Below are 23,747 nucleotides of genomic sequence, written 5' to 3'. Positions count from 1 at the left end.
CGAACATGAAAAAAACAATATCTATACTGCTCGCCGCACTCGGGTTCTCGGCATGCAACTACCTAGAAATCGAACCTGTCGGCAAAGTCATCCCCCATAAGTTATCGGAGTTCCGTGCTCTGATTACGGACGGATACTACAATTATGGACTGAACAACATCAGGCTTTATGTAGGTCTACTCTCCGACGAGGTCGGAACGTTCGACACCAGCGAATTTTACGACACCGGTTACGCCGTATCGCTCCCGTACAACTACACATGGCAATACAACAGCCAGATGCAGGAACTCGCCTACCGGGAGTGTTACCGCAGTATCTTCTATGCCAACTCACTGATAGACAGCGTTCCGGAGGCCGACAACGATAGTTCCGGAGAAACCAAGGAGCAGCTTCTCGGCGAAGCTTACGCAATCCGCGCCTATGTCCATTTCGAGCTGGTGAATATCTACGGCAAGCCCTACGATCCCGCCACGGCGGCGACGGACCGCGGCATCGTGCTGTCGACCTACACCGACATCGAGCAGAAATACCGCCCGACGAACGTCGCGGCCGTCTACAAGCAGATTCTCGACGACATCGAGCAGGCCGAGAAACTGCTGACTGTCGAAAACTACCTGACCTTGGAGACATCCGAACGGGCTAAACTCAACTACCGTTTCACCCTCGATGCCGTGCAGGCTTTCAAAGCCCGCGTACTGCTCCACATGCGCGACTGGCAGGGAGCCTACGACACGGCAACCGGTCTGCTGACGAAATACAAACTGGTCGATTTCAACAACCTGAGCGTCACGGAATCGACCGGAAAAGGCGACAACTACGACACGGCCTTGCCTTGGAAACCGACCTCCGAAGAGGCCATTCTGGCTTGGGAGCGCCCGTTCAGCGGAGGAGGAGGCGACTACATGAACGCCTGCCATCTTTCAGACCGGCTCCTCGGGCTGTTCGACATCAAAGAGAAACAAGTCTCCGAAAAAACCGTTCTCTACTCCGAAGACCTCCGATACAACTATATCAAATCGAGAAGTTCCGGCTTCATCGCAGCCCGGGTATCATCGGACCGGACCTCGCTCCGCATTGCCGAAATGTACCTGATCGCCGCCGAAGCCGGATCGTACCTGAACGGAGAATTGGATAATGCCAAGAATTACCTGCTCGGCCTGCAAAAGACGCGGTTCACGGCAGTCGGATACGCCGCCAAGGAGACGGCCGTACGGGCCATGACCGCCGAACAACTGCGCACCGAGGTGGCCGACGACCGCGCCCGCGAATTCCCGCTGGAAGGCCACCGCTGGTTCGACCTGCGGCGCACGGCCCAACCCGCCATCACCAAGACCTACGACGGGCAAACCTACACGCTCAGTCAGAACGATTCCCGTTACACACTGCCGTTCCCGCAGTCGGCCGTCAACGACAACCCCGAACTGAACAACTAAACGGAAAAAGGCCCTTATCTCGGGTCCACGACTGAAAAAACAGTCCGGTTTTTGCACCGGACTGTTTTTTTTGTAATTTTACGCGTCATGAAAGCCATTATCATCGAAGACGAGCCGTTGTCGGCTGCCGAGCTGCGCACGTCGCTGGCCGAGGTGGCACCCCACATCGAGGTCGTAGCCACGGCATCGTCGGTCGCAGAAGCGGTCGAGACGATAGCTCGTGTCGATCACGACCTGATCTTCATGGACATTCATCTCGAAGACGGCAGCGGATTCGATATTTTCGAACGCGCGGACATCTCCGTGCCGGTCATTTTCATCACGGCCTACGACTCCTATGCGCTGAAAGCCTTCGAGAACAAAGGCATCGACTACCTGCTGAAACCCTTCGGCCGCGACGACCTCAGGCGGGCCATAGATAAGCTCGGACTGTTGTCGGGGGGGGGAATTGCGTCTGCGGAGCACAGCGCCCCGACGCAGACGCCTCCGACGTATCAGGAACGATTCCTCGTACACATGGGCGCCCGGATGAAATCGGTCACCACGGCGGAGATCGCCTATTTCATGGCTGACGGCAAATACCTCCACCTGATGACGCACGACGGGAAAGACTACATCCTCGACCGTTCGCTGACCGACGTTGGCGAGAAGCTGCCGCCGAACCTCTTTTTCCGCATCAACCGCCGTTTCATCGTCTCGTTCGACGCCATCCGGGAGATGATTCGCTACTCGGGAAGCCGCATCAAGGTCCTGCTCAACCCGCCCCTCGCCGAAGGCGAAGAGGCGTTCGTCAGCACCGACCGCGTGCAGGATTTCCGGCAGTGGCTGAACCGGTAGCCAAAAAACTTTTTGATTTTAAGCGAGCGAGTTTCGTGCATCGTGAAGAACGGGGCGGATGGATAGTACCTGAGTATTCCATTCGCCCCGCTCAAGGGATGTGCGGAAACAGCCGCTTACGAATCAGAACGGCAGGTCGTCGGGATCGTCCGCCGGAACGGAGGGAGACGCTGCGGGCTGGGGCTGCGGAGCCGCCGCAGGCTGCTGATAGCCGCTTTGCTGGTATCCGCCCTGCTGCTGACCGCCGTAGGCGGGAGCGCCCTCCGAAGCCGGATTGTCCGAACGACGGCCCAGCAGGTTCATCGTGTCGGCCAGAATCTCGGTCGTATAACGTTTGTTGTTGTCCTTGTCCATCCACTCGCGGGTGCGCAGGCGCCCCTCGATGTAGATTTGCGAACCCTTCTTCACATAGCGGTCCACGACGTCGGCCAGACCCCGCCACAGCGTGATCGTATGCCATTCGGTGTGTTCCTTCGTTTCGTTGGCCTGACGGTCGAACAGCCGTTCGGTCGTAGCCAGACGGACGCGGGCGACCTTTGCGCCGCCCTCGAGCGTGCGCACTTCGGGGTCCATGCCCACGTTGCCGATCAGTATTACCTTGTTTACCATTTATTTAAGATTTTTAATCATTTTGCGGAAAAGAACCTCCATGCGCACACCAGCCTTTTTGCCCTGCCGCTGCACGTCCTCGTGGTCGCCCACCTCGTCCGAAAGACCGCAGTTGGTGATAACCGACACGCCGAAGACCGGAACCGACATGTGCCGCGCCACGATCACCTCGGGAACCGTCGACATGCCTGCGGCATCGCCGCCGATGGCTTTGAAATAGCGGTATTCGGCCTGCGTCTCGAACGTCGGGCCCGTGCCGCCAACATAGACGCCGTACTGGAGTTTGATATTCTCCTCCTCGGCGATCTTCGTGGCCGCGGCGATCAGCGACTTGTCGTAGCAATTGTGCATGTCCGGGAAGCGAGGCCCCAGCTCGGCGATGTTGGGACCGATCAGCGGGTTGGGCATCAGGTTGATATGGTCGGTAATGACCATCAGGTCGCCCACGCGGAACGAGGTGTTGATACCCCCCGAGGCGTTCGACACGAAGAGGTATCGGATACCCAACTGCTGCATCACGCGCACGGGGAAGGTCACCTGCTGCATCGTATAACCCTCGTAGTAGTGGAAGCGGCCCTGCATGGCGACGACCCTGCGGCCCTCGATCGTCCCGAAGATCATCCGGCCCTTGTGGCCCTCGACCGTCGAGACGGGGAAACCGGGGATGTTCTTATATTCGATGGCGAATTGCGTGTCGATCCGGTCGGCGAAATCGCCCAGTCCCGTACCGAGAACGATGCCGACTTCGGGAGCGAAATCCCGGGTCTCGGCCTGAATGAAAGCGGCTGTTTTCTTAATTTCCTCTAACATCTTCTTCCAGTTTTTGCAGAAAATCCGTTGCCGAATCCTCTATGAATGAAATATTTATCGGTAGATAATATAAGCTGCGGCGGATCGCTTCGGGAATCTTGTCCCGGTTGGTCATCTTCACCGCATCCTTCTCCGTCGTTACAATCACCGCGCCGGGATGCTCCGCCAGCAGGGCTTTCAAAGCGTTCATGTCGCGGACCTTGTAGACATGGTGGTCGTCGAGCGTCATCTCGGCGACGACCGTATAGCGTTCGCGGAGGGTTTGCAGGAAGGGTTTGGGGTTGCCGATGCCCGAAAGGGCGATCACCGGGCGCCCCTGAACCAGCGGCTCGCCGGGGGCCTCGCCGGCAAAGAGCGGCTGGGGCATGAAACTCTCGAAACGGGTGAAATAGACCCGCTGGTAGGCCACCTGAATCAGCACCTTGCGCAGGATGCGCCGGTCGATGGGCGCCATCCGCTCGGGGCACTTCGTGACCACGAAATAGTGGGCGCGGTGCAGCTCCTCGGGCAGGTCGCGCAGCGTACCCAGCGGCAGCATCCGGTCGTGCTGGACGGGACGCGTGGCGTCGATCATCACGATGTTGATCTTCGGCTCCACATAGCGGTGCTGGAAGCCGTCGTCCATCACGATCAGGTCGACCTCGGGATGCTCGGCGCGGATGCGGCGGATGCCCTCGGAACGCTTCTCGCAGACGGCGACCACCGTGTCGGGGAATTTGAGCTTGATCTGCAGCGGTTCGTCCCCCACGTCGCGGTAATGCGAATCGCAGCGTACCTCCCGGTACCCTTTCGTACGCCGCCCGTAGCCGCGCGAGAGCAGCGCCACGTTGTGCATCTGCGCCATGTAAGCGATCACCATCTCGGCCATCGGGGTCTTGCCCGTGCCGCCGACGGTGATGTTGCCGATGCAGACGATCGGAATGTCGAATTTCTCGCTTTTGAGGATACCCCAGTCGAAGAGACGGTGACGGAACGTCACCCCCGCTTTATAGAGGACAGCCGCAGGTGCGAGCAGGAATTTCAACATCTTTCTTCTTTCTTTTCTACCGCTTCGAACAGATAACTTTCAAAGATAATTATTTTTCCCGGGACCGCCAAACCCAAACCGGCAAATCTCGGCCATTCCCCGCAAATAGCATACTAAATGCAACGGGCGAAGCGTTTTTTTACTATCTTTGCTCTCACCTATGAAAAGTCTGAAAGTTACCATATGCGCCCTGCTGCTGCTGACCGCAGGCGCCTGCAACCGGACGCAGGGTCCGGCGGCCGAAACGGAAGGGACGGAGGAGGCCCGGAATCTGCTCTACGGCATCGATGCCGACAACTACCGCACCGAAACGGGCGAGGTGGGGTCCGGGGAGACGATGGGCAAAATACTCAACGGATTCGGCGTCTCGGCCTACACGATCGACCGGCTGGACAAGGCGTCGAAAGCGGTCTTCCCGCTGCGCAACATCCGCGCGGGGCACAAGTACACCGCCTTCATCCACGAGGACTCGCTCTACGCCCCGCACCTCGATTATCTGGCCTACGAACTCTCGGTGACGGACTATGTGGTCTTCGGGTTCCACGACAACGATTCGGTGTCGGTGCGCCGCGACTGCAAGGACTACACGCTGCGCCGCACGAAGAAAAGCGCCGTCATCAACTCCTCGCTGTGGGGCGCCATCATGGAGCAGGACCTGCCCTATGCGCTGGCCGCCGAGTTGGAGGACATCTACCAGTGGACGGTCGATTTCTTCGGCATCCAGAAGGGCGACGGCTTCACGGTGATCTACGACGAACGCTTCATCGACGATTCGGTGTCGGTGGGCATCGGACGTGTCTGGGGTGCGAAATTCTCGCAGGGCGGCAAGGAGTATTACGCCATTCCGTTCCGTCAGGGCAACAAGATCCAATACTGGGAGGCCGACGGCGCAAGTCTTCGCAAGCAGATGCTCAAGGCGCCGCTGAAATACTCACGCATCAGCTCGAAATTCACCTACGCCCGCAAGCACCCTATTTATAAGGTCTACCGCCCGCACACGGGCGTCGACTACGCCGCGCCGAAAGGCACGCCCGTACACGCCGTGGCCGACGGCACGGTGATCTTCAAAGGCTGGGGCGGCGGTGGCGGCAACACGCTCAAGATCAAACACCCGGGCGGTCTGCAAACGGGTTATCTGCACCTGAGCGGCTACGCCAAGGGCATCACGAAAGGGTCGCGCGTGTCGCAGGGCCAACTGATCGGCTACGTCGGTTCGACGGGCGCCTCGACGGGTCCCCACCTCGACTACCGCGTCTGGAAGAACGGCACGCCGATCGACCCGCTGAAAATCCCGCAGGAACCCGCCGAGCCGATCTCAAAGGAGAACCGTGCGCTGTTCGAATATGTCCGCGACCGCATCACGGCCGAGCTTTGCGGCGACGTGAAGCCCGAGGAGCAGATCACGCAACTGGATTCGCTCGTCCTGCCCGCGGCCGTCGCACAACCCCAGCAGTAAACGCATGGAACGCACGGGAATCATCATCGTAGCCGGAGGCAGCGGACGCCGCGCAGGAGGTGCGCGTCCCAAGCAGTTCGCATTTCTGGCGGGCATGCCCGTACTGGCGCGCACGATCAACAATTTCGCCGCGGCGATGCCCGGGGCGGAGATCGTGGCCGTACTGCCGGAGCAGCACATCGAATTCTGGAACAACCTCGCCGCCCGTTTCGACGTGGCGGCGCACCGCGTCGTCGCGGGCGGCGCGGAGCGTTTCGACTCGGTCAAGAACGGGCTCGCGGCGCTGACGACCGACCCCGAACTGATCGCCGTGCAGGACGGCGTGCGGCCGCTGGGAACGGCCGCCATGATCCGCCGCGTAGCCGCAGCCGCAGCCCGGCGCGTAGCCGCAGCCGCAGCCCGGCACGGGGCCGCCGTACCGGTCGTGGAGGCCGTCGATTCGTTCCGCGAAACGGAGGGGGAACCCGACTCGAAGGGCATCGTCCCCTCGCGGATCGTCGACCGCCGCCGGCTGCGCATCGTGCAGACCCCGCAGTTCTTCCGCGCCGACGTACTGCGCCGCGCTTACGGGGCGGACTACCGCGCGGAGTTCACCGACGACGCTTCGGTGGTCGAGGCCGCCGGGCACCCGGTATGTCTCGCCGAGGGCGAGCGCGGCAACCTGAAACTGACGACCCCGGAAGATTTCATCATCGCCGAGGCCCTGATCGCCGCCCGCGAAGAGGCTGAGGAAGAACCTACGACGACCGATGCAGAGCATCTATAAATACCGTTTCGACCGTCACACGATCTACTGGACGCTGATCTACCTAGTGGTTTTCATCCTTCTGGGCGGACTGCTCTACCATTTGTACGAAGGGGGTTACCTTTCGGCGTGGTTCACGTCGTTCATCGTGGCGCTCATCGCCCTGATGTCGCTGTCGATACCCCGCCGGATCGTCGTGTCGGACAAGACGGTCGAGGTCCGCTGTCTGCTGGACATCACCGAAATCCGCCGCGACGAAATCGCCTCGGTGCGCCGTGTGGACGCCCGGCGGATGCAGTGGTTCGTGCCGATCTTCGGCGGCTGCGGGTTCTTCGGCTACTACGGCCATTTCATCGACCTGCGCCGGCTGGAACGCGTGCGGCTCTACGCTTCGGAGTGGCGCAATTTCGTCGAGATCGTCGACATCTACGAGGACCGGCTCTACGTCTCGTGCGCCGAGGCCGACCGCCTCGTGGCCGAACTCACCCCGCCCGGCGGCAACCGTCCCGACGAGGAGGATGAGGACAACCCAAATGAAGAGGCATAAAGCGGCAGCCAATTTGTATAAACAGTACTCACCCTAATAAAAAACAGCAAAAGATGAAAAAGTATCGTTGTGTAGTCTGCGAATGGGTTTACGACCCCGCAGTCGGCGATCCCGACGGAGGTATCGCCCCCGGAACGCCTTTCGAAGAGATTCCCGACGACTGGGCATGCCCCGTCTGCGGCGTCGACAAGAGCAATTTCGAAGAGGTCGAGGAGTAGACCGCGACCTTCCGGACATCAGGGCGCATCCGAAAGGATGCGCCCTGTGCATTTCGGGACGTTCATAAAAAATCGGAACGCGGCCATCCGATTTTACGGGGAAATTGTTATTTTTGCTGTCGCGCACGGTGCGCAACAAATTCAAATCAATACAATGATGAAAAAAATCCTATTCCTGATGGCCGCAGCGGCCATGATGTGGGGGGGGGTAATGCAGTAACGGCACAGACCCTCGAACCCGAATTCGAGGGAGAGGTCGTCGGCGTATTCCCCGACGGCTCGTCCAAGAAGCTCGAAAAACACAACGTGCGGATGCGAACGGGCGCCGGCGTCTACATCGCCGGATTCGCAGCCAGCAAATCCAAAACAAAAGTACTCGTAGAGGGAGGTTCGGCCGGCGTGCGGTTCGACGGCATGCAGCCGTTCGCGCTCATCGTCCGCGCCAAGGACAACAAGGCCGACCCTATGTCCATCGTGCGCGTCTTCCGCATGAAAAGCTCCAAGAAAAACCGTTCGGCGGTGATTTCGGCCGTCGGGTCGTTCTCGGTAAGTTCCAATACGATGGATTATCTGCAATTCTCGGCCGAGAAATACGGCGAAAGCTCCTATCGCCTGACCTTCGACGAACGTCCCGCGGGCGAATACGGCATCATCGTCTCGAACCCCAACAACGTGGACGAGAAGATGGTGATCGTCTCGGCATTCGCCATCGACGGCGGAGCCGGGGCGAAAGAGTAAGACCGGAACCGCACAGTTCCGAACAGTAACGGTGCAGAGAGACTCTGCACCGTTTTTAATTATCGCGGAGCAGGTAAAGATGCCCGTGAGAATCGAAACGTTTTCGGTCAGTGCGGTGCCGAGTCTATCTGCGCTCGTTTTTGATTATCGCGGAGCAGGTTTTGCCTTAACGCAGTCCGGCCCGGACGGGACATACACGGCGTATTTCCCGTTCGGGCCAGACAAGGCAAGGTGAAAGATGCCCGTGAGAATCGAAACGTTTTCGGTCAGTGCGGTGCAGATGTCGTGCATCGTGAAGAATCCCCGGATGGGTAGTCCTCGGCGGACGTCCCATTCGGGGATTCGAGGGATGTGCGGCAGGTGCGCCGCAATCATCGAAACCTAATTGATGTTGGGCAGGAACGAATACTCCTTCGAATAGCCGAGCATCTGCTCCACATAATTGGCCGGGTAGGAGATCTTCACGTCGACGATCCTGCCGTCCTTCTCCACCAGTTCGAATTCGGGATTCACGAAGCCGCCGTAAGGCTCGATGTTGAGCGCATAGTAGCGGTCGCGGACCTCCTTGTGCAGTTCGGGATCGACCACGACGGCATATTGCTCGACCAGCTTGCGACCGGCCTCGTAATCACCCTCGGACTTGATGCGCTGCACCTCGCGGAGCATCTCGCCGAAGAGCTGGCGCAGTTTCTCGAAATCGTTGACCACCACATAGGTCTTGCCGTTCTCCTTCACCACCTCGATCACGTTGTCGGCCTTGCCGCGCTCGTAGCACCACTCGGCAATCAGCTTGCGGTTGCGCATGTGCGACTCCTCGACGTTCTTGCCCAGCTCGACACGCGCCAACTGGGTCATCATGCCGTTCAGAATGTATTTCGCATAACCGGCCTTGGCCACGTCGAACGACGGCACCAGCCCCAGCTCGACCAGCTTGGGGTCGCCCAGATAGTAGAGGCCGAAGAGGTCGGCGCGGGTCTCTTCGAGCGTCGAGTTGTAACTCTTCAGCTCACCGCCCTTCACACCCGGCGCCAACTGGCCCGAACCGTGGCCCAGACACTCGTGGAGGTCGGTGTGGAGGTCGTCGGCCAGTTTGCCGTATTTGTCCATCCGCTCACGGTCCTCGGCGCGGAGCACGAACTCCTCGTTGAAACCGTTGCCGTGGGCGGCCATATCATAAGCATAGGTGATGTTGTCGATGGTGACCGACTTCGAACCGTACTCCTTGCGAATCCAGTCGGCGTTGGGCAGGTTGATGCCGATGGGCGTCGAGGGATAGCAGTCGCCGCCCAGCATCGCCACGGTGATGACCTTGGCCGAAACGCCCTTGACGACCGGCTTGCGGTAAGCCTCGGCCACGGGCGAATGGTCCTCGAACCACTGGGCGTTCTCGGAAATGACCTCCGTGCGGTGGCAGGCCTCCTTGTCCATGAAGTTGACGTTGCCTTCCCACGCCGCCTTGCGGCCCAGCGGATCGCCGTAGTCCTCGATGAAGCCGTTGATGAAGTCGACGTTCGACACGGTGTCCTTCACCCAGCCGATGTTGTAACGGTCGAACTCCTTCAGGTCGCCCGTCTTATAATAGCTGATGAGCGCCGCGATGTTGCTCTTCTGCGGCTCTTTGGCCACGGCCTGCGCCTTTTCGAGCCAGTAGACGATCCGCTCGATGGCCGGCGAGTACATGCCGCCCACCTTCCAGACTCGCTCGTAGATGCGGCCGGTCTTCTCCTCCTTCACCAACTGCGAATTGAGCCCATAGGAGATCGGTTCGGGGTTGTTCGCATCGGCGGCGGCCATGTCGGCGTAGAATTTTTCGGCCTCGGCCTGACGCACGTTGCTGTAATAGTTGCTCGACGAGGTCCACAGCAGATCGTCGCCGGCCCGCTGGTTCAGCCGCGTCTTGTACATCTCGGGGTTGAAGATCGCGTTGCAGACCACGCCGATCATGTCGCTCAGCTCGCCGAAACGCTCCACGGGGATCGACTCGCAGGCATCGAGGAAATACTGCTCGGTGAATTCGGGCACGAACTTGTCGTTCGAATAGTGGTGATGGATGCCGTTGGCGAACCACACCTTTTTCAGATACTTCTCCAGCGCCTTCCATTCGGGGGTCGTGCGGTCTCCGGCGTAATTCTCATAGACCACCTCCAGCGTGCGGCGCACGGGGAGATTGACGGGGCAGTTCTGGTCGAAGAAGATGTCGCGCCCGCACTTGGCCGCCTCGGCCAGATAATAGACGAGCTCCTTCTCCTCAAGCGGCAGGGAGTCGAAGCCGGGGACTTCGTAACGGATGACCTTGATGTCGTCGAAACGGTCGACGATCCACGGTGCCTCGCCCTTCGGCGACTGGCTGCACGCAGCAAGCGCAATAGCGGTAAAAGACATAGATACGATTTTTTTCATGTCGTTCGGGTTTTTCATAGAACAAAGATAGTGCAAGCCGAGTGCAATGCCAAATTTTTTTGCCGCCAAACCAAAGACAGCCCCGGCTGAACCTTTTATCGCGGTTGTTGCACCTGTTGCAACTATTGTTCTATCGTAAACGGCCGTAATCTTCTATTTTTGCGTTAACGGTTGTTATGCGAAAGTCATTCATTTACAAAAACACGAACCTAAAATTAAAAAACCTAAAAACCCATGAGAAAACCAAGTTTTTCGACCATGTGTGTGCTTGCCCTGCTGGTTGCCGGATGCCAGAATTCCGACGACGACAACCGGGGGCTGGAGTATGACACGCTCCGTGTCAACTTCAAGGGGAGCATGACGAACGGGGCCTGGGAAACGGGCGCCGAAGTCGGCATTTTCGCCTCCTGCACACGCAACGATGCACAGGATACTCCGATGAGCACGAACGCCAACGCCAAATATACGGCGGCGGCAGCCGGTGAGTCGGCGTCGCTCAGCAGCACCACGGAAGCGGACGACATCGTCGCCGACGCCTCGGACCACAACTTCCGCTTCTACGCCTACTACCCCTATTCGGGTGCGGCAGCCGACCGAAAAGCCATCGCAGCGGCGGCCCCGACCGAACAGCCCTACACCGGACGGGCGAACGGCGGTCTTTACACGGCTTCGAAGTCCGTGACGACCGTAGTACCTACCGTGGAGCTGGAGTTCCGCAACATTTTCGCCACGATGGAGCTCTACCTGCCCAACGACCTGCTGGACGAGGACGGCAACTCGGTGGTGAAGACGCTGACGCTGAAACCTGCCGTGGCGGAGAATTTCAGCGGGGCACTGGCCGTGAGCGGAACCTACGACCTCACGACGGGAGCCTTCACCGAAAACCCCGCATCGCGGTCGCAGCAGATTGCCGTGGACTTCGGCGCCCAAGGCCTCACGCTGAGCGAAGCCTACACGAAAGTGCCGCTCGTCGTGGCTCCTTTCACGGTCCCGGAGGGCGGATTCGAGGTGACGTTCACCGACAGGGACGACCGGCAGAGTTCGCTGACGATCCTCGCCAAAGCCGAGGATGCGGGCACCGTGCTGGCCGCCGGCGAGGTGTCAAAGCAGTACCTCAGCGCCAGCGACGACGGCATCATCCCCGTGACGTTCCCCGTGGTCTTCCCGCTGGGATACGAAAACGGAAATTATGTCTTCTCGGCAACGACACAGCCCCAGTGGCTGACCGACGGTCTCTGGATATGTCCCTCGCAGACCCAAGCCTATGCGAAGTGGATCAAGGCATCCGACCCGAGCGAGAGCTACACGCAGAAAATCGAATATGTGAACAGCGCCAGCAAGATCGGGTCCCCGGGCATCAAGGGCGTCTGGACGGGCGATTATTTCGAATTCACGCTGCCGGTCAAGAAATTCGCGGCGGGAACCTCCGTCACGCTCACCTTCCCGATGTACACCCGTCAAGGCCCGGTATTCTGGGATATCGAATACCTCGACGGCGAGGAGTGGAAATGCAACAGGGAGATGGTCACCTGCTACGACCCCAATTACAGCATGGAGTGTACCTATTCGCTGATCCGCGGCGGCAAGGTCATCGAGCACACCATGACCTTCGCAAACGAGGTCAAGAGCGGCGAGCTCAAATTCCGGATCAAATGCGCCGACGGAAGCATTCAGGCGGACACCGATACCAAAGTCGCCGTACGCACGACTCCATGGGTCAGCAGTTCGGCTTATGCCGCCCCGTTCTACCTCTATCTGGAGGGATCGGACATAAAGAGCGTAACATTCTCGACAAACTGAAATATGTGAATAAAAAAACGTAAATTTGTATAGAACCCGATGAAAACTACGAAACTCAAGACAATTTTTATCACAGCACTCTGCGCGGGAGGCTGTTCGGGGCCGGGCGGCCCCCCGGCGGCGGAGTGCGACGTCCGCATAGCATGGGACCGCGGCACATTTCAGGAGATGACCTCCGTACCGGTGGAGAACAAGGGCTACACCGAACAGGAGCTCCACTACCCCCGTATCAAGGCGCTCTCGGACGGGACGCTGCTGATGACCTTCATGAACGACCACTTCGGCTGGGACGCCTTCGTGCGGCACAGCGAGGACGGCGGACGCACATGGAGCGACGCGCAGATGGTGCGCCAGCGCTTCGACGCCCGCTCCTCGGCGGGAGCCGACCAGATGGTCTTCGTGAACCCGGACTTCATCGAGCTGCAGGACGGGCGCATTCTGCTCGCCTACCAGTGGCGTTACAAGAAGGGCTACAACGACATCGCCCACACCAACGAGAACTGCGGCGTCGAAATCATGTTCAGCGACGACAAAGGCCGCACCTTCTCCGAGCCGCGGAACATCTACACGGGCCGCTGCTGGGAGCCGGCGATGCTGCAACTCCCCTCGGGCGAGATACAAATGTACATCACCGACAGCAACGAGACCCTCAACGGCGTTTCGCAGCCCTGCACCATCCTCATCCGCTCATTCGACGGCGGCCGGACGTGGCAGGGCAAGGAGAGCTGCTCGTACCGCGACGGCGAGATCATCTCCCGGACGTTCGACGAACGCTGCACGGCCGACGGCATGCCCTCGGGCGTATGGCTCGACGATGATTACGGAATCGCCGTGCCGCTGGAGGTCTGGAGCGGCAAGTACAAGATGGACCAGACCCCGGTAGTGGTGCGCACCGACGCCGCGACGAACTGGCATTCGGACCAGTCGATCCGCAGCGAGGGAGGTCCCGAATACCCATGGAAGAAACAGTTGAACAAGGATTTCGTGGGATTCGGGCCCTATTCGACCAAGTTGCCGACGGGTGAAATGGTCGTGCTCACGAACGGCGTCTACAAGAACGTTCAGGGCATGTGGGTCTTCATCGGCGACAAACGGGCCGACAACTTCCGCTTCGCCACCTCGCCGTTCGTCGGCCACTGGGGGTCGATCGACTACATCGGCAACGACCGCGTGCTCGGGACCGGGACTTTCCGCCATCAGGACGGGGAGCGTTCGCGCGGCGGCGTGCGGCTGATGGTCGGACGGCTGAACCGCTCCAAGACCGTCGCCAAAGGCGACGTCAGGATGGTCCCCGTCGGAGAGTTCGACCGGGAAAACAACGCGTACTGGTTCCTCGGCAAAGAGACCGCATCGTCCGTCTTCACCGATTTCGGGTACACCGACGACTGCTTCATTGTGGCGACTTACCTCTTCGACGATAATCTCGTGGCCTTCACCCCCGAGAACTCCGACGCCTCGGCCCTGCTGCTGGCGCGTCGGGCGGCCGACGGAGGCTGGGACACCTATAAAATCCTCATCAACGCCGAGGGGCGCTGGCTGGTCTACCGCGAGGAGAACTACTCGTGGCGGCTCGTCGGCAAAGGCCGGACCGGGGTCGACCTCCGGGGCACGGTCAACGACGCCGGCGACACCGACCTCGGGTTCGGGGCCCGGCTGTGCATCGGCTGGGAACTGCTGGGCGGCAAGCCCGCGCCGGGCGAGGAGTTCCGCGCACACCTCCGCCACCACTACAAGGAGGAGGTGAAGGAGGGTCCCGTATTCGCACTCGTCGAGGAGGCCGAGGGCGAGAACAGCGACTACCCCGGAGAGTGGCTGCGCATAACCCTGAAATAGACGACGTGAGACCGAACAGACAGACAGCGACAAGGGCGGCAGGCATATTCCTATGCCTGCTGGCCCTTTTCGCGGCTGTTCCGCAGGCAGGGGCGGTCAACCCCGGTTCGCGCTATTTCACCCACCTGAAAACCACCGACAGCGGACTCTCCTACAACTGCGTACACGCCATCATTCAGGATTCGCGGGGATTCATCTGGCTGGGGACCTCGGACGGGCTCAACCGCTACGACGGCATGCGGTTCCGGACCTTCCACAAGAACGAACTCGGCGGAAATTCCGGGTTCATCGTCTCGCTCTGCGAAGACGACCGGGGCAATATCTGGATCGGCACCGACAGCGGCGTGGTGCTCTACGACGCCGCGACCGACCGTTTCAGGGCGCTCGACACGCCCAGCGACCGGGGCACGGTAATCCACAACAAGGTGACCACCATCAAAAAAGACCGGCAGGGCATGATCTGGATGGCTGTCAACAACCAAGGGCTCTTCTCCTGCGACCCCGAAAGCGGCACATTGAAAAACTACTTCGTGGAAGCGGGGAGGCAGACGCTTCCGGCGAATATCACCTCATTCTGCTTCGACGTGAACAACGAGTGCTGGCTCTCGCTCTACTTCTCGAACCTCTACCACGCCGACAAGACGCTGACCGAGGCGACTCCCGTGGAGTTCGGCGACCGCGGGCAGCTCTTCCGCAACGACAACATCATCGAGATCATCGAAAGCCCCTACAACACGCTCTATGTGGCCAGCGTCGACAAGGGCGTCTGCGAAATCGCGCCCCGGAGCAACAAAATCCGGACGCTGATCCCCAACGCCGAGAACCGCTATGTCCCCGAATCGCTCTTTTCGGGACGCGACGGCGAGCTGTGGGCGGCCACTACCAAGGGCACCTACGTCTACCGCCCCGGCAGCGGCGAGACCCTCCACCTGACGGCCGACCGGCAGGACAAGTTCTCACTCTCGGACAGCCACACGCTTTCGGTGCTGGTCGACGATTCCGACGGCATCTGGATCGGCACCAACGCCGGCGGGGTGAACTACTCGGGGGCTTTTCACCAGAATTTCGACAAATATTACATCGTCGGGGGCGAACCGCTCGCCAACTGTCTCGTGCGTGGATTCGCCGACGACGGCGAGGGACGGCTCTGGATCACCACCGAGAAATCGGGGCTGATGACCTACTCGCTCAAGACCAAAGAACTACGGAAATACCGGAACAAACAGCTTCCCGAAACCCTTTTCGGCATCGACTGCGACGACGGAAAGTTGTGGCTGGGCTCATTCCAAGGACTCTACCGACTGGACCTGAAGACCGGGGCGGTGAAGGTTTACAGCCGCCGGGACGAGTCGTCGAGCCTGCACGACAACAAGATATACAGCATTTACAAGACCACGGAGGGCGACCTGCTCGTGGGCACGACGCTCGGCATGCTGCGCTACGACCGGGCAGGCGACACTTTCTCGTCCATTCCCGTTTTCGAGGGCATGTTCGTCACCGACATCACCGAAGATATCTCCGGCGACCTGTGGGTGGCCACCTATGCCAACGGGCTCATCCGCTACGACCCTGCGGCGGGGACGATCGTGCGCAGCTACACTTACGCGGCAGGCAATCCGCGTTCGCTGCCGAGCAACAAGGTGCTCTCGGTATTCCGGGACAGCATCGGACGTATCTGGGCGACGACCTTCAGCGCGGGATTCTGTCTCTACGACGAACAAAACGACGATTTCGTCGTTTACGACCAAGCCCTGCTCGGGGGGGGGAATCTTCCGAGCGACATCAACTACCGGATCATCGAGGACGACAGCGGCAATCTTTGGATCTCCACCAACAAAGGACTGATCTGCTTCACGCCCGCCACGCTGGAGACCAAGGCCTACACCACCACCGACGGACTGCTCAACAACGAATTCAATTACAACGCCGGATTCAAGACTTCGGACGGCACGCTCTATTTCGGATCGTCCGACGGATTCATCCGCTTCAATCCCCGCACGTTCCACACCGACACGCGCGTCCCGGAGATCGTCATCACGGACCTGCGCATCGGCGAACGGATCGTGAAGGCGGGCGAAGAGGGGTCGCCCCTGACGTGCAACATCGACCGGACGCAGCACATCGCCCTCAACGCGCGTCAGAACTCCTTCGGGTTCGGATTCGCACTGCTCGGGTTCGCCTCGCCGGCGAGCAACACCATCCTCTGCCGGCTCGAAGGTTACGACACCCGCTGGCGGAAGGTCCCGGAAAGCAACCGGATCTTCTATTCGAACATCCCCGCAGGCAGTTACCGCCTGCAGGTCAAGGGCGTCAACAGCAACGGCATCTGGAACGACCGACATCCCGCCGTGGAGATCACGGTGGCCCAGCGTTTCTACAAATCGACGCCGGCGATCCTGCTCTACGTCCTGCTGCTGATCGTTGCGAGCATCCTCGTGTCGCACTACTTCTACCGCAGGGCCATGAAACGCGAGCGGCGGCGGCAGGACGAATACAAGCGGACCCGCGAGATCGAGCTGTTCAACGAGAAAATGTCGTTCTTCTCGAACATCGTCCATGAAATCAAAACCCCGCTCACGCTCATCCGCACGCCGCTGCAAAACATCCTCGCTTCCGGGGAGTGCGGCGGAGAGGTCCGCGAAGACCTGATGGTCATCAACAACAACACCGAATACCTCTCGCAACTGGTGAAGGAACTGCTCGATTTCGTGAAGATCGAGTGCCACGGCTACATGCTCAACTGCGGCAATCTCGACCTGATCGAGAAGATCGGCTTCCTCTGCTTCAACTTCGCGGAGACGGCCAAGGACAGCAACCTCCGGCTGACATTCAGCCACGAGGATGAACAGCTCTTCATCCTCGCCGACGAACCGGGACTGAACAAGATACTCAACAACCTGCTGCACAACGCCCTGAAATACGCCGAGTCGTACATCGAGGTCGAGGCCAAAAGAGTCGGCGACAATGCCGTGGTCTCGATCCGCAACGACGGCCCGATCATCCCCGGAGAGCACCGCAGCCGGATATTCGAACCTTTCGTGCAGTACGGCAACGATGCCAAGGGCGTCGGCATCGGACTCTCGCTGGCCCGCACCCTCGCCGAACTGCACGGCGGACAACTCGTGCTCGACGACAACACGACCTGCACCGATTTCATCCTCACGCTGCCCCTGCGCCGCGCCGCAACGGAGCCCGCCGACGGAGAGGAGCCGACGACGGCATCCGAAGGCGAGCAGGAGAAGCCGGAACTTCCGACACTGCTCATCGTGGAGGACAACACCGACCTCTCGGCCTACCTGAAACGCAAGTTACAGGGCGAATACCGGATATTCACCGCCGCGACCGCCGAGCGGGCGCTGGAACTGCTCCGGCAGCAGGAGGCGGACCTCATTCTCTCGGACATCGCCCTGAACGGCATGAGCGGGCTGGAACTCTGCAAGCGGGTCTGCGCGGATTTCGAAACCTCGCATATCCCGGTGATCCTCCTCTCGGCGCTCTCCTCGACGCGGTCGAAGGTCGTGGGCATGGAGTGCGGCGCGAGCCTCTATATCGAAAAGCCTTTCAACATGGAGTATCTGCAGGCCTGCATCCGGAACATCCTCGACAAGCGGAGCGCCATGAAGAACGCCTTCAGGAGTAAGGTCATGCCCCTCGCGGCACATCTCTACAACCTGCCGCACAGCGACGAGGAGTTTCTCTCGCGGCTTGACGCGATCATTCTGGCCAACATCAGCGACCCCAGCTTCTCGAACGAACAATTGGCCGAGGCTTTTTTCCTGAGCAAGTCGACGCTCAACCGCAAGATCAAAGGCCTGCTCGACACCACGCCCAACGACTATATCCGCACCAAGCGGCTCATCGTGGCCGCGCAGATGCTGACCGAAAACCACTGTCGTATCAACGAAGTGTGCTATTCGGTGGGATTCAACACCCCCTCCTACTTCGCCAAATGTTTCAAAAAGTTTTATGGCATCCTCCCCGCAGAGTACATGAAGGAGCATAATGCCGATTAACGGGGCGTTGTTCCCTGAATTGCATTTTTTGTTCTATTCCGATTCACCTTTAATCGCCAAATTTGTGATACGGCCCGCCAACCCCGGCCGCACATGAAACTACTATGAACCGAACCATCCTTACCTTTCTGCTCGCTGCCGGGAGCATTCTGAACGCCCCGGCGCAGGCGTGGCGCCCCGCAGGCGATAAGCTCAAAACCGCATGGGCCGACGAAGTCAACCCCGCCTGCCCGCTACCCGAATACCCGCGCCCCACGCTGGTGCGTCCCGAGTGGCGGAACCTCAACGGGCTCTGGGATTACGCCATCCTTCCGGCCGACGCCCCGCAGCCGGAGCGCTTCGACGGAAAGATACTCGTCCCCTATCCCGTGGAGTCGTCGCTCTCGGGCGTACAGCGCCGCCTGACCGAAAACGAGGTGCTGTGGTACGAACGCCGCTTCACCGTCCCGGCCGGCTGGCGGCAGGAAGCCCTGCTGCTGCACTTCGGAGCCGTGGACTGGGAGGCCGACATCTACCTGAACGGCATCCGCGTCGGCGGGCACAAAGGCGGGTACACGGCATTTTCCATCGACATCGCACCTTATCTTACACGCGGGGAGCAGACGCTCGCCGTGCGGGTCACGGACCCCACGGACCGCGGAACGCAACCCCGCGGCAAGCAGGTGACCGAAGCCCGGACGATCTGGTACACCCCCGTCACCGGCATCTGGCAGACGGTGTGGCTGGAACCCGTGCCCGAAAGCCGCATCGCCGCGCTGCGCACCACCCCCGACATCGACACGAAGAGCCTGACCGTCGAAGCCGTGACCGTCGGCGCCCGGCCCGGCGACATCGTCGGGGTCACGCCGGCGCCCGGCCCGGCGACATCGTCGGGGTCACGCTCCGCGACAACGGGCGCACGGTCGCCGAAGCCCGCGCTGCGGCCGGGGAACCGCTGCGGCTGACGCTCTCCGACATGAAGCTCTGGACCCCCGACACACCCGTACTCTACGACCTCGAAGCGACGCTCCTCCGCGGCGGAAAGCCGGTCGACCGGGTCGGCAGCTACGCCGCGATGCGCAAGAACTCCACCGTCCGCGGCAAGGAGGGATTTCTGCGCCTGCAGCTCAACGACCGGGAGTGTTTCCAGTTCGGACCGCTCGATCAGGGCTGGTGGCCCGACGGGCTCTACACGGCCCCGACCGACGAGGCGCTCGTGTACGACATCGTAAAAACCAAGGAGCTGGGATTCAACATGATCCGCAAGCATGTGAAGGTCGAACCCGAACGCTGGTACTGGCACTGCGACCGGCTGGGCATCCTCGTCTGGCAGGACATGCCCAACGGAGGCCCCTCGCCCGAGTGGCAGAACAACCGCTATTTCAACGGCGCGGAGGCGGAGCGCACAGCCCGGTCGGAGGAGCAGTTCCGCCGCGAATGGAAGGAGATCATCGACCAGCTCTACAACCACCCTTCGGTGGTGATGTGGGTGCCGTTCAACGAGGCGTGGGGGCAGTTCAAGACCGCGGAGATCGCCCGGTGGACCAAGGACTACGACCCCACGCGCATCGTCAACGCAGCCAGCGGCGGCAACTTCTACCCCGATGCCGGCGAGGTACTGGACATCCACAGCTATCCCCACCCGCGGTTCTACCTCTTCGACATCGGACGGGTGAACGTCATCGGCGAGTACGGCGGCATCGGCCTGCCGCTCGAAGGGCACCTCTGGCAGCCCGACCGGAATTGGGGCTACGTCCGTTTCAAGAATGCCGGCGAGGTGACCGACGAATACATCCGCTACGCCGAAATGCTCGAACGGCTGATCCCGACGGGGTGTTCGGGCGCCGTCTACACCCAGACCACCGATGTCGAGATCGAGGTGAACGGCCTGATGACCTACGACCGCAAACGGATGAAGGTCGACGAACGACGCCTGCGCGAGGTGAACCGGCGGCTCTGCCGCAGCCTCGGGCAATAGACTGCAAAACTTTCGCAACAACCGCATAACCGAATTTACTAACCATCAACCAATGGCCTTATGATTACATCAAAACAACGATTCGTCCTGACCGTGCTCCTGCTCGTGGCGCCTTTCGCCTTCGCGCAGCAGTCCGGCAGGATTACGGGAACTGTCTTTGATGATGCCCGGAAGCCCCTCGTCGGGGCCTCCGTGACTGTCGCCAATACAACCCGCGGCGCGAGCACCTCCTCGGACGGCAAGTTCGAGATCGTCGCTTCGCCGAACGAAACCCTCGTGATAAGTTATCTCGGATATGCCACGCAGGAAATCCGCGTAGGCTCCCGCACCCACATCGAAGTAACCTTGGAACCGCAGGCGAATCTCATCGAAGATCTCGTGGTGGTCGGATACGGCGTACAGAAGCGCGTGAACGTCACCGGCGCCGTGTCGTCGGTCAACTACGCCAAGGAAGCCGAGTCGCGGCCCGTGACCTCGACCGCCCAGCTCTTGCAGGGCATGAACGCCGGCCTGATGGTCTCGCAGACCTCGGGACAGCCCGGACAGGAGGGGATGCTGATGCGCATCCGCGGCATCGGGACGCTCAACGACTCGGCGCCGCTGGTCATCGTCGACGGCTTCGAAGGCTCGATCGGCAACGTCAACCCCGACGACATCGAATCGGTGTCGGTGCTCAAGGACGCCGCTTCGTGCGCCATCTACGGCAACCGGGGCGCCAACGGCGTGGTGCTCATCACCACCAAGACGGGCGGCACGGGTAAATTCAACATCTCGTACAACGGCATGGTGGCCTTCAACCGCCCGGCGAACCACTTCGGAGTGGTGTCGAACTATGCCGACTACATGGAGTTGATAAACGAGTCGGCCGAGAACATCGACGGCACGCTGCCCTTCTCGCAGGCGATGATCGACCTCTGGCGCGAAAAGGAGAAGGACCCCAACGGCATCGCCGACTCGGGCTACCCCAACTACGTCGCCTACCCCAACACCGACTGGATGGAGGCGATGTTCGAAAACAACGTCTACCACAAGCACAACCTCTCGGCCAGCGGCTCGTCGGGCAACACGAAATACCTCATGTCGTTCTCCTACGTCAACAACCCGGGCGTCGTGGCGCGGACCGGCACCGAGCGGTTCCAACTGCGCACCAACGTCTCGTCGCAGGTCACCAAGTGGCTGGAGATCGGCACCAAGCTGTGGGGTTACGAGGGCACGCGCGAACTGAGCGATTTCTCGGGAGCCTCGGGCTACATGTCGCGCGCCACGCCGGGCATCTACCCCTACTACGACGGGAAATACGGCTGGATGGAGAACTCCGAGCAGAGCTCCTCATCGCGCAACAACCTCTACTTCATCAACCGCTTCGGCGGCGAGGAGAAGAGTCACTACGTCAACGCCGCGATCTTCGCCAACGTCAAGCTCCCCTACCGCATCAGGTACAACGTCTCGTTCAACTATGCGCGGTCGAGCTCCGAACACAAGTACTACGGCAAGACCTGCAACGCCTTCTCGTTCTCGAAGAACGACTGGGCCTACCGCTACGAAGACCTATCCAAACTGGCCCTGACGCAGACCGACAAGGGTACCTACCGGTGGACCTTCCAGAACAATTTCTCGTGGGACTACACCTTCGCCGAAAAGCACGACCTCACGGCCCTCGTGGGATTCGAAGCCATGTACAGCAACACGTCGAACCTGAAAGCCAAAAAGACCGGCTTCGCGCAGGACAAACTCGTGGAATTCGACACGGCGACCACCGTGACGAGCATCGACGGTACGCAGAGCGATTTTGCTACGGCCTCGTTCTTCGGCCGTCTGACCTACGCCTACGACAACCGCTATCTCCTCGAAACGAACCTCCGCTACGACGGTTCGTCGCGCTTCGCCCGCAAGTCGCGCTGGGGCCTGTTCCCCTCGGTATCGGCCGGATGGCGCATCTCGCAGGAGGCTTTCATGCAGGATTCGGGCATCGACAACCTCAAGCTGCGCGCCTCGTGGGGCAAGCTGGGCAACCACTCGATCGGCAACTACGAGTATCAGGCGACCTACGCCTCGGGCTACCTCTACTCGTTCGGCGGCAAGCAGTCGCCGGGCATCGTGGCTTCGCTTTCGAACAACCTGCTGGAGTGGGAGACCACCACGTCGACCAACGTCGGACTGGAGCTGGGCGTACTGCACAACCGCCTCACCTTCGAAATGGACTACTATAACAAGGTAACCGACGGCATTCTCTATCAGGCCCCGATCTTCGCCACCATCGGCCAGAAGAGCGCCCCCAACCAGAATCTCTGCGAAGTGACCAACAACGGTCTGGAGCTGACACTCGGCTGGCGCGACCGGGTCAAGGAGTTCTCCTACGGCATCTCGGCCAACTTCACGCGCAACTTCAACGAGGTGACCAAGTACAAGGGACGCCTCAAGGCGGGCTGGGTGACCGGCGAGGACGGCACGCGTGTCTACGACACCAACCTCGGCGACGTCACCACGGCCGTAGGCACCACGCGCCGCGTGATGGAGGGCAAGGCCATCAACGAATTCTACCTGCTCGACACCTACAAGGGCAACGGCAGCTACTTCTTCGGCGACGGCTCGGTCAACCCGCAGGGCGGTCCGCGCGACGGCATGATCCGCACCGAGCAGGACATGGAGTGGGCCCGGGCGATGATCGCCGCCGGCAACACGTTCCTCCCCAGCCAGACCATCGGCAAGAAGGGCATCTGGTACGGCGACTACCTCTATGCCGACACCAACGGCGACGGCATCTACGGCAACGAGAACGACTACACGTTCCAGAACGTCTCGATGACCCCGAAATACTACTACGGATTCCAAGTCGATCTGGCGTGGAAGGGCATCGACTTCTCGATGACGTGGGCCGGGGCCGGAGGCTTCTCGATCTACTGGCGCTACCTCGGGTTCAACTCCTACTCCACGCGCGGCGACACGACCATCTCCAAAGAGATCGCCTACGACCACTACTTCTTCGATCCGGAGAACCCCGCCGACCCGCGCACAAACCTCACGTCGAAGCACGGCCGCCTGACGATGAACTACGGCTCGGAACAGAACGGCGGCACCAACTACTCGTCGCACTGGCTCTACAAGGGCGACTACCTGAAGCTCAAGAACCTGACCGTCGGCTACACGCTGCCGAAGAAGTGGCTGCGGAAGATTCGCCTGCAGGACGTCCGCGTCTACCTCAGCGGCGAGAACCTCTGGACCATCACCGACTATCCGGGCATGGACCCCGAATTCTCGGACACGATGAACTACTACGCCAGCCTGAAGCAATATTCGATCGGCCTCAACATCAAATTCTAAATC

15 protein-coding genes and 1 pseudogene are annotated in these 23,747 nt (G+C 60.4%); 12 read left to right on the top strand and 4 right to left on the bottom strand.

The window, feature by feature from the left end; genetic code table 11:
* The first annotated feature begins 5 nt into the window (after positions 1-5).
* Both BN5935_RS08840 and BN5935_RS08835 read left to right on the top strand, forming a co-directional pair.
* A complete protein-coding gene (locus tag BN5935_RS08840; RefSeq protein ID WP_064975784.1) occupies positions 6-1,433 on the top strand; it encodes a RagB/SusD family nutrient uptake outer membrane protein in 1,428 nt (475 codons plus the stop codon).
* A gap of 87 nt (positions 1,434-1,520) precedes the next feature.
* Positions 1,521-2,270 (top strand): LytR/AlgR family response regulator transcription factor, encoded by a 750-nt coding sequence (locus BN5935_RS08835; RefSeq protein WP_064975783.1) that lies wholly within the window; start codon positions 1,521-1,523, stop codon positions 2,268-2,270.
* Between the two features lie 123 nt (positions 2,271-2,393).
* Here BN5935_RS08835 and BN5935_RS08830 read toward each other — a convergent pair whose 3' ends face one another.
* Genes BN5935_RS08830 through lpxK form a run of 3 tightly spaced genes read right to left on the bottom strand, consistent with a single transcriptional unit; the run spans position 2,394 to position 4,716 of the window.
* The gene (locus tag BN5935_RS08830) at positions 2,394-2,879 is read right to left on the bottom strand and encodes a single-stranded DNA-binding protein (RefSeq protein ID WP_064975782.1); all 486 of its coding nucleotides are present in this window, start codon (positions 2,877-2,879) and stop codon (positions 2,394-2,396) included.
* On the bottom strand, positions 2,880-3,689 hold the full coding sequence (locus BN5935_RS08825; RefSeq protein WP_064976899.1) for a purine-nucleoside phosphorylase: 810 nt from the start codon (positions 3,687-3,689) through the stop codon (positions 2,880-2,882).
* On the bottom strand, positions 3,673-4,716 hold the full coding sequence (gene lpxK, locus BN5935_RS08820; protein ID WP_064975781.1) for a tetraacyldisaccharide 4'-kinase: 1,044 nt from the start codon (positions 4,714-4,716) through the stop codon (positions 3,673-3,675). Before lpxK ends, BN5935_RS08825 begins: the two co-directional genes overlap by 17 nt.
* A 160-nt stretch (positions 4,717-4,876) precedes the next feature.
* On the opposite strand from lpxK, the gene BN5935_RS08815 reads away from it, so the two are divergent.
* The 5 genes from BN5935_RS08815 (at position 4,877) to BN5935_RS08790 (ending at position 8,420) form a co-directional block, all read left to right on the top strand.
* A complete protein-coding gene (locus BN5935_RS08815; protein ID WP_064975780.1) occupies positions 4,877-6,172 on the top strand; it encodes a M23 family metallopeptidase in 1,296 nt (431 codons plus the stop codon).
* Positions 6,173-6,176: 4 nt separating this feature from the next.
* The gene (locus BN5935_RS08810; RefSeq protein ID WP_064975779.1) at positions 6,177-6,938 is read left to right on the top strand and encodes an IspD/TarI family cytidylyltransferase; all 762 of its coding nucleotides are present in this window, start codon (positions 6,177-6,179) and stop codon (positions 6,936-6,938) included.
* Positions 6,922-7,464, top strand: coding sequence for a PH domain-containing protein (locus tag BN5935_RS08805; RefSeq protein WP_064975778.1), 543 nt, complete (start codon positions 6,922-6,924; stop codon positions 7,462-7,464). Before BN5935_RS08810 ends, BN5935_RS08805 begins: the two co-directional genes overlap by 17 nt.
* 53 nt (positions 7,465-7,517) lie before the next feature.
* Positions 7,518-7,682 carry a rubredoxin gene (gene rd / locus BN5935_RS08800; protein WP_064975777.1) on the top strand — a complete coding sequence of 55 codons (165 nt, stop codon included), beginning with the start codon at positions 7,518-7,520 and terminating at the stop codon, positions 7,680-7,682.
* A 198-nt stretch (positions 7,683-7,880) separates the two neighbouring features.
* Positions 7,881-8,420 (top strand): hypothetical protein, encoded by a 540-nt coding sequence (locus BN5935_RS08790; RefSeq protein WP_235821058.1) that lies wholly within the window; start codon positions 7,881-7,883, stop codon positions 8,418-8,420.
* Between the two features lie 381 nt (positions 8,421-8,801).
* Here BN5935_RS08790 and BN5935_RS08785 read toward each other — a convergent pair whose 3' ends face one another.
* Complete coding sequence (locus BN5935_RS08785; protein WP_449353802.1) at positions 8,802-10,820, bottom strand: dipeptidyl-peptidase 3 family protein; 2,019 nt, start codon at positions 10,818-10,820, stop codon at positions 8,802-8,804.
* A gap of 234 nt (positions 10,821-11,054) precedes the next feature.
* Between BN5935_RS08785 and BN5935_RS08780 the strand changes: the two genes are divergently transcribed.
* The 5 genes and pseudogenes from BN5935_RS08780 to BN5935_RS08760 all read left to right on the top strand — a co-directional run bounded on the left by BN5935_RS08780 (position 11,055) and on the right by BN5935_RS08760 (position 23,744).
* The gene (locus tag BN5935_RS08780) at positions 11,055-12,620 is read left to right on the top strand and encodes a fimbrillin family protein (RefSeq protein ID WP_082944076.1); all 1,566 of its coding nucleotides are present in this window, start codon (positions 11,055-11,057) and stop codon (positions 12,618-12,620) included.
* 39 nt (positions 12,621-12,659) lie between these two features.
* Entirely contained in the window at positions 12,660-14,453 is a 1,794-nt protein-coding gene (locus BN5935_RS08775; protein ID WP_064975773.1) for an exo-alpha-sialidase, read from the top strand.
* Between the two features lie 5 nt (positions 14,454-14,458).
* Positions 14,459-18,466 carry a hybrid sensor histidine kinase/response regulator transcription factor gene (locus tag BN5935_RS08770; RefSeq protein WP_162272064.1) on the top strand — a complete coding sequence of 1,336 codons (4,008 nt, stop codon included), beginning with the start codon at positions 14,459-14,461 and terminating at the stop codon, positions 18,464-18,466.
* Between the two features lie 104 nt (positions 18,467-18,570).
* Positions 18,571-20,423: pseudogene (locus tag BN5935_RS08765) on the top strand (glycoside hydrolase family 2 protein).
* Positions 20,424-20,483: 60 nt separating this feature from the next.
* Entirely contained in the window at positions 20,484-23,744 is a 3,261-nt protein-coding gene (locus BN5935_RS08760) for a SusC/RagA family TonB-linked outer membrane protein (protein WP_235821057.1), read from the top strand.
* Positions 23,745-23,747 lie beyond the last annotated feature (3 nt).

It is taken from the genome of Alistipes provencensis, from assembly GCF_900083545.1.
Lineage (GTDB): Bacteria > Bacteroidota > Bacteroidia > Bacteroidales > Rikenellaceae > Alistipes > Alistipes provencensis.
Note: the sequence above shows the minus strand (reverse complement) of the source record. Positions and strands in the feature narration are given on the sequence as shown.